6 protein-coding genes are annotated in these 6,170 nt (G+C 46.1%); 2 read left to right on the forward strand and 4 right to left on the reverse strand.

Features of this window, described 5'->3' with window-relative positions; genetic code table 11:
- Positions 1 to 71 precede the first annotated feature (71 nt).
- Positions 72 to 629, forward strand: coding sequence for an ADP-ribosylglycohydrolase family protein (locus tag QUB70_RS31270; protein WP_332985646.1), 558 nt, complete (start codon positions 72 to 74; stop codon positions 627 to 629).
- A gap of 160 nt (positions 630 to 789) precedes the next feature.
- Positions 790 to 1,308 (forward strand): CDP-diacylglycerol--glycerol-3-phosphate 3-phosphatidyltransferase, encoded by a 519-nt coding sequence (pgsA, locus tag QUB70_RS31275; protein ID WP_332985647.1) that lies wholly within the window; start codon positions 790 to 792, stop codon positions 1,306 to 1,308.
- Positions 1,309 to 1,402: 94 nt separating this feature from the next.
- Here the strand turns inward: pgsA and QUB70_RS31280 are convergent, their stop codons facing one another.
- The 4 genes from QUB70_RS31280 to QUB70_RS31295 all read right to left on the reverse strand — a co-directional run.
- Positions 1,403 to 3,148 (reverse strand): diflavin flavoprotein, encoded by a 1,746-nt coding sequence (locus tag QUB70_RS31280; RefSeq protein WP_332985649.1) that lies wholly within the window; start codon positions 3,146 to 3,148, stop codon positions 1,403 to 1,405.
- Positions 3,141 to 3,770, reverse strand: a complete 630-nt coding sequence (locus QUB70_RS31285) for a hypothetical protein (protein ID WP_332985651.1) — start codon at positions 3,768 to 3,770, stop codon at positions 3,141 to 3,143. Before QUB70_RS31285 ends, QUB70_RS31280 begins: the two co-directional genes overlap by 8 nt.
- 334 nt (positions 3,771 to 4,104) lie before the next feature.
- Complete coding sequence (locus QUB70_RS31290; RefSeq protein WP_332985652.1) at positions 4,105 to 5,832, reverse strand: diflavin flavoprotein; 1,728 nt, start codon at positions 5,830 to 5,832, stop codon at positions 4,105 to 4,107.
- A 131-nt stretch (positions 5,833 to 5,963) separates the two neighbouring features.
- Positions 5,964 to 6,170: hypothetical protein (locus tag QUB70_RS31295; protein ID WP_332985653.1), on the reverse strand; the 207-nt coding region annotated here is incomplete at its 5' end.

Here is a 6,170-nt window from a genome sequence, read left to right on the forward strand (position 1 = left end):
CTGACCAGTTCTTTTTCAACAATTCTCTGAAAACCTCTTGACAAAAGACTTACAGCCTTAACTTGTCACCAATGGTTCAAGACGGAAAAGAATTCTTAGAAAAAATGCACTCCGCTAGCGATAAAAGCGGATCTGCGATGCGAGCCGGCCCAATTGGCATTTTTCCGACTGTTGAAAAAGTCATCGAAAATGCTACCATTCAAGCTGCAATTACCCACAATAGTCCCGATGGCATTAATGCAGCTATAGCGGCTGCTTTGATGTCCCATTACTTTATTTATCGGCTAGGTTTAAAGAATAATTTGGGAAATTTTCTAGAAAGGCACGTCGCTGGTGAGTGGTCGATACCTTGGCAAGGAGAAGTCAGCGCTAAAGGTTTGGTCTGTGTGAGAGCAGCTATTACTGCTGTCATGCGAAATGATACTACGAGCAAACTGCTTCAAGATTGCATTGCCTTTTCCGGAGATGTCGATACAGTAGCAACTATTGCTTTAGCTGCTGGTTCCTGTAGCAGTGAAATTGCCCAAGACCTGCCAGAAAATCTGGTACAAGGATTAGAAAATAAATCTTACGGTCGAGATTATATCATAGAACTGGATAAAAAATTGATGAACTGCATTGTTTACTAAAGTGACTGCAAAAAATGTTAAATTAAGGGCAATCTCCGCAGAGTTGCCCTTAATTTTTGATTTGTAGCAACCTCGCCCGACAGTCAGGACGTTCTCAATCACTGAAACGATTGTCCCCAATTGCATTTTTACATCGCTCTTATTCCTTATTCCTTCTGCTATGAATTTGCCTAATTTGATTACTTTTTCTCGCTTACTGGGAGTGCCTTTTTTGCTCTACGGTTTGTACGATCCAAGCGCGCAAAGCCGCTGGATTTGCACCGCAATTTTTGTAGTAGCTGCGGCTACTGATTGGCTGGACGGCTATTTGGCTAGGAAGCTGAATCAAATTACCGATTTGGGTAAGTTTCTCGACCCTTTGGTGGATAAATTGTTGGTGCTCGCGCCGCTTTTAGTGTTGATTGAGTTGGGGAAAGTGCCGGCTTGGGCAGTGTTTTTGATTTTGGGCAGGGAGTTGACAATTGCGGGGTGGCGTGTTAATAAAACTACGATTTCGGGAGCTAATATTTGGGGGAAATTGAAGACGGTGAGTCAGATTGTGGCGATCGCACTTTTAATTGCTCCTCTGTCTGAAGCGTGGAATTTTCCCGCATTAATTGCTTTTTGGGTTTCTGTGGCTTTAACTTTGATTTCTGGCGCTATTTATCTGTGGCCGGAAAAGACTGTTGAGGACAAGTAAATCGGTTTTTCAACCGCAGATGAACGCGAATTAACGCAGATAAAAACTTCGATATATTTGTAGGGACACGGCAATGCCGTGTCCTAGACGTAGCTTAATAATGACTCCCAGATTTCCGGTAGTGCACCGCTGTCACGCCGTCATTTTTGAGCAAATGACCGTTTTCAATCGCCGCATAAACTACCCAGTGATCCCCGCATTCCATCCGACTTATCACTTCGCATTCCAGATAAGCTAGAGCATCAGTCAAAACCGGACAGCCGTTGCTAGCTTCCATTGTTTCGACTCCGGCAAATCTGTCTTCTCCGGGAGCAAAGTTTTTCATGAAATACTTCCGCAACTGTCGCCCTTCTGCTAAGATATTCAGCACAAATTTATCTCCGGCGTACATCAAAGCTTCGATCGATCGATCTTTCGCCACCGCAATCGTCACACCGGGCGGATTAAACGTTGCTTGCGACACCCACGAAGCCAGCATCGCACTGCTGACATCCCCGCGCTTCGCCGAGAGTACGCACAGCGAACCAACCAATCTCCCTACAGCTTGTTCAGTGCGATCGCTTCCCGCTGCTAACTGCGGTTTCGGTGCCCGCAATTTTTGCGATCGAATCAAAGCTTGAGCAAAATCCGTTCCCGCTTCTTTGCACTCGTGAATCGTCGCCGCCGTCGGCTTAAATTTGGCTCGAATCGGCTCAAATCCAATTCGATAGCCGGCATCTTTCAGCTTGTTTTCCACTAAGTCGATCGCCTCTCCACTCCAGCCAAAAGAACCGAAAACCCCCGCTAATTTGCTCTTAGTTGCGGTAGATAAAACAATTCCCAAAGCAGTTTGAATTTGCGTCGGAGCGTGTCCTGCTAGCGTGGGAGTTCCGATGATAAATCCCGCGCATTTTTCGATCGCCTCTTTAATTTCTCCCGGTTCGGCAAATTCGCAGTTGATACTTTCTACAGCAACGCCGGCTTTAGTAATTCCTTTGGCGATCGCCTGCGCTAAAGTAGCCGTATTTCCGTAAGCAGAAGCATAAATCAAAGCAACTGTCAAGTCTTTTGAATTTTGTTGCTGGCTCCATTCCCGATACAAATTGCTGAGTTCGTGGAGGCCGTAACGGACGATCGGGCCGTGACCGGGAGCATAAAATGCTGCTGGTAAATCGGCTAATTTATCCATTGCCGCCAGCACTTGTTTTGCCTGAGATGCGTGCAGGGAATCGTAATAATAGCGCCTATCTTCGCTGTAAACGCTCCACCCTTCATCAAATACTTGGTCGCCGCAAACGTGAGCTCCAAATAGTTTGTCAGTGAACACGATTCGAGTTTGCGGATCGTAGGTGCAAAGTTGATCGGGCCAGCGAGGAGTCGGAGTCGCAATGAATTTTAAGGCGTGACCTTTTCCTAAGTTGAGAGTTTCTTCTCCCCGAACGACCATAATGTTTAATTCTCGATCGGGAAAAGCGGCTCGCAAACTAATTGCCGCTGGATTAGTGCAAACCAAAGCTACTTCAGGAGCTAATTCTAACAGAGCCTTAATCGTGGTTGCTCTGTTAGCATTGAAATGCCCCAAAATTATGTAATCCAGCTTTGTCAAGTCCACCCGTTGCTGCAAAAATTCCAGGTAATTTTGAGTAAAAGATTCCCCCGGCGGGTCGAACAAAGCAGTTTTGTCAGCTTGAATAATATAGCTATTTGCTGTCGTACCCTTTTGCAGCGAATACTCGACTTCAAATTTGAGTCTGTCCCAAGTGCGCGATCGCACAATAAAAGTATCGAGTGCGATCGGGATAAACTGCACGTCGCGGGGTTTGGCATCAGATCCGAGTCTAGGAGTCAAAGTGTTAGTCATTAATTGCACCTATGAGAAACTGAACTACAGAACTTCTTTTGATTTCGTGCCAAAACTTGGTATCTACAATGTCAAACCTTGCACCTCTACCCTGTAAATTCGTATCCAGGTCAGTCAGAAATTCCCTGGTTGTCAAATCATCCCCAATTTGGATAAAGCTCACCCCAATTTCTTCATCTTTATCTATTTTATTTGCCGCACTTACAAGAATTTCGGCGACAGCAGCGGTCTTTTCTGGTTTTTCATCTACGACTGCAACAATTATTGCTCCTTTCTTCCCTTTGGTATTTCTTTTTGTTGTAAAATAATCGCTTAAAGCTTCTTTCAGAGCTTCTTCCAAATTAATTGCAGTCGGGTTTGCGGAATCGGGTTCCGTATTTTGTCGCTGCAAAATTTCAGCTAACCGGGCAACATTTGAATTTTTATACTTCCACATAGGAGTAGAAGCTTCGTAAAGGGTGATGCCGTCGCTGTCAAATTCCTGACATTTTTTTGCTAAGTCGATCAGAGATGCCTGTGCTTCTACCCACTCCTCGTACCAAGGATGTTGGGGGTCTTTGCTGGCATCGCTTCTGGCAATAATAATTGTGTAATCTCGGTCTTCTAAAAGATTGGCAGGCATTGGTAATTCCCCTAGTTAAAATGGAGTCAAAATGACAACGGTTTGCCCGGTAATGTGCGCATTGCACACCCTACGTTGAAAACTCGGTAAGGCGCTTGTGGCGCACCTTACGTATAGAGTTTTTTGGTAGCCAGTTGCCTTCAGGACTGTAACTGTAGGGTGCGTCAGTAGATAGTCAATGATGAAGTCGCGTAAAACATCGGCTGACGCACCTTACTAAGACGTTTGGGATGTGTTGACTCAGACAGTCGATCGATATATCGTTGAATTTCCTCGTGCTCCTGACAACAGTCAACTGACAACTGTCAACTGTCAACTGACAACTGTCAACTTCCTAATAATGATTTCCGACTTTGCGGTGGTGAACTGCCGGCAGTGCATCGGGATTGGATACGCGGCCGCTATCGACGATCGCATATACGATATGATGATCCGAAAGTTCCATCCGGCTGACTACTTCGCATTCCATGTAAGCCAAAGCATCTGTCAGAATCGGAGAACCGTTGGTTGCTGGTTGAGTTTTAACTCCGGCAAATCGATCTGCACCAGGAGCAAAACGCTTTAAAAAGTGCCTCATCAAAGTTTGATAATTGCCTTCTTCCAGCACGTTGAGAACAAATTTATCACCCGCGTGCATCATCGATTCGATCGCCCGATCCTTCGCAACTGCTATTGTTAAACCCAGCGGTTTAAAGCTAGCTTGCGTCACCCAAGAAGCCAGCATCGCACCGCTAACCTCGCCTTTTTGAGCAGTGATGATGTACAGTCCACCGCTAATCCGTCCCAAAGCTTTATCGAGGTCGCTATCGAGGGATTTCATCTGTTTGACAGCTTTGTCCCGCGTCAGCCACTGTCCCAAGTCTGTGCCTGCTTCGTCGCAAAGTTGATAACTCGCTTCTTTCGGTGATTCTTTAATTAAAATGTTGGGAAATGCTTCTTTTAAACCCAATTCTTTGAACTTGTTTCTCAGCGGGTAAATAGATACGTCATCGCCGCCACCGGATTCACACAAACCGAAAGATTGTTTGTTGTTAGCTGCAACTAAAATTGTGTTGATGGCAGCTTCGGCATTCACAGCAGCAGTACCGCCACTCGGCGGCGAACAAATTACGATACCGGCAGCATTACCGACAAGTTCCGCAACTTCTTGTAAGTCGGCGATTCTCAAATCCATCATTTCCACGGCGACACCGGTTTTGGTGATACCGTGGGCGATCGCCTGGCTGAGTCGATCGCTAAATCCGTAGTCGGAGGTGTAAAATACCGCTACAGTGGTTTCTGCCTTAGCTTGCGCTTGGCTCCACTTTTTGTAGCGTCCGGTAAGTTCCACCACATTGTGCCGCAGCAACGGCCCGTGACCGGTTGCAACTGTACCGATTTCTCCCAACTCTGCCATCCGCTTCATCGCAGCGAGTACCGATCGAGCATTGGGAGCCATCAAACACTCATAATAAAAGTGGTAATCTTCCTCAACTGCTGCTAAATCGTCATCGAAGGTGCTGTCGGAACAGTAGTGCATCCCGAAAGCGTCGCAGGTAAACAGCACTTGAGTTTTGCTGTCGTAGCTGAAAATAGTATCGGGCCAGTGCAAGTTCGGGGCCGATACAAATTCGATAATGTGGCCGTTTCCTAAATCTAGTTTGTCCCCGTTTTTGACTACCAATCGTTCAAATGGTTGGTGTACAAGGTTTTCTAAAAATTGAATTGCTACTTTCGCCCCCACGACAATCGCTTGGGGTGCCAGCGCCAACACGTCTTTGACTAAACCGCTGTGGTCTGGTTCGGTGTGGCTGATAATTAGATAGTCAATCTCTTTAGGGTCAATTTCGCCCGTCAGAGTTTCCATGTATTGCTGGCGAAACTTCTCGTGCGAGGTATCGACGAGGGCGGTTTTTTCACCGCGAATGATGAATGAGTTGTAAGTTGTACCGTTTTTGAGTCCGAATTCGATGTCAAAGCGGTCTCTATCCCAGTCCAGGCATCGAATTGCCGTTGTGTCAGGGGCAATTTCGACTTTTTCCACCGTCAATCTGCGTTGGACTCGTTCAGTCAGCGCTACCATCAGTGCCTCCTTGTCTTTTTACCCATTACCTTATTGTTTCCATTCTGACACGTTTCTTTTGTAAATCTTTATCAAATTTCCTATCACTCAGTTAAGCATCCCAAAAGCGATCTCGATATATTGACAAAAAGCTAATATGTGTGGTAAGGAAACCAAGTTCGATCGGTTGGGCGATCGAGGTAAGCTGTCACGCATTTAAATTGCATATTGAGGGCGGGCGGGACGCCCACCCCACAATACCAATTTAATGTGAAGTTGCACATAAGCTGTGTTGCATCTAGATTGCCTATGGTATTAGAGAGGGAGAGGGGGAGAAGGGGAGAGGGGGAGAGGATTTG

Origin of the sequence: Microcoleus sp. A003_D6 (assembly GCF_036702825.1) — a bacterium.
Lineage (GTDB): Bacteria > Cyanobacteriota > Cyanobacteriia > Cyanobacteriales > Microcoleaceae > Microcoleus.

What these genes read in the sequence shown, in the direction of transcription:
- QUB70_RS31285 (WP_332985651.1), bottom strand. Translation starts at nt 3,770, where the DNA reads ATGCCTGCCAATCTTTTAGAAGACCGAGATTACACAATTATTATTGCC.
- QUB70_RS31280 (WP_332985649.1), bottom strand. Translation starts at nt 3,148, where the DNA reads ATGACTAACACTTTGACTCCTAGACTCGGATCTGATGCCAAACCCCGC.
- pgsA (WP_332985647.1), top strand. Translation starts at nt 790, where the DNA reads ATGAATTTGCCTAATTTGATTACTTTTTCTCGCTTACTGGGAGTGCCT.
- QUB70_RS31270 (WP_332985646.1), top strand. Translation starts at nt 72, where the DNA reads ATGGTTCAAGACGGAAAAGAATTCTTAGAAAAAATGCACTCCGCTAGC.
- QUB70_RS31290 (WP_332985652.1), bottom strand. Translation starts at nt 5,832, where the DNA reads ATGGTAGCGCTGACTGAACGAGTCCAACGCAGATTGACGGTGGAAAAA.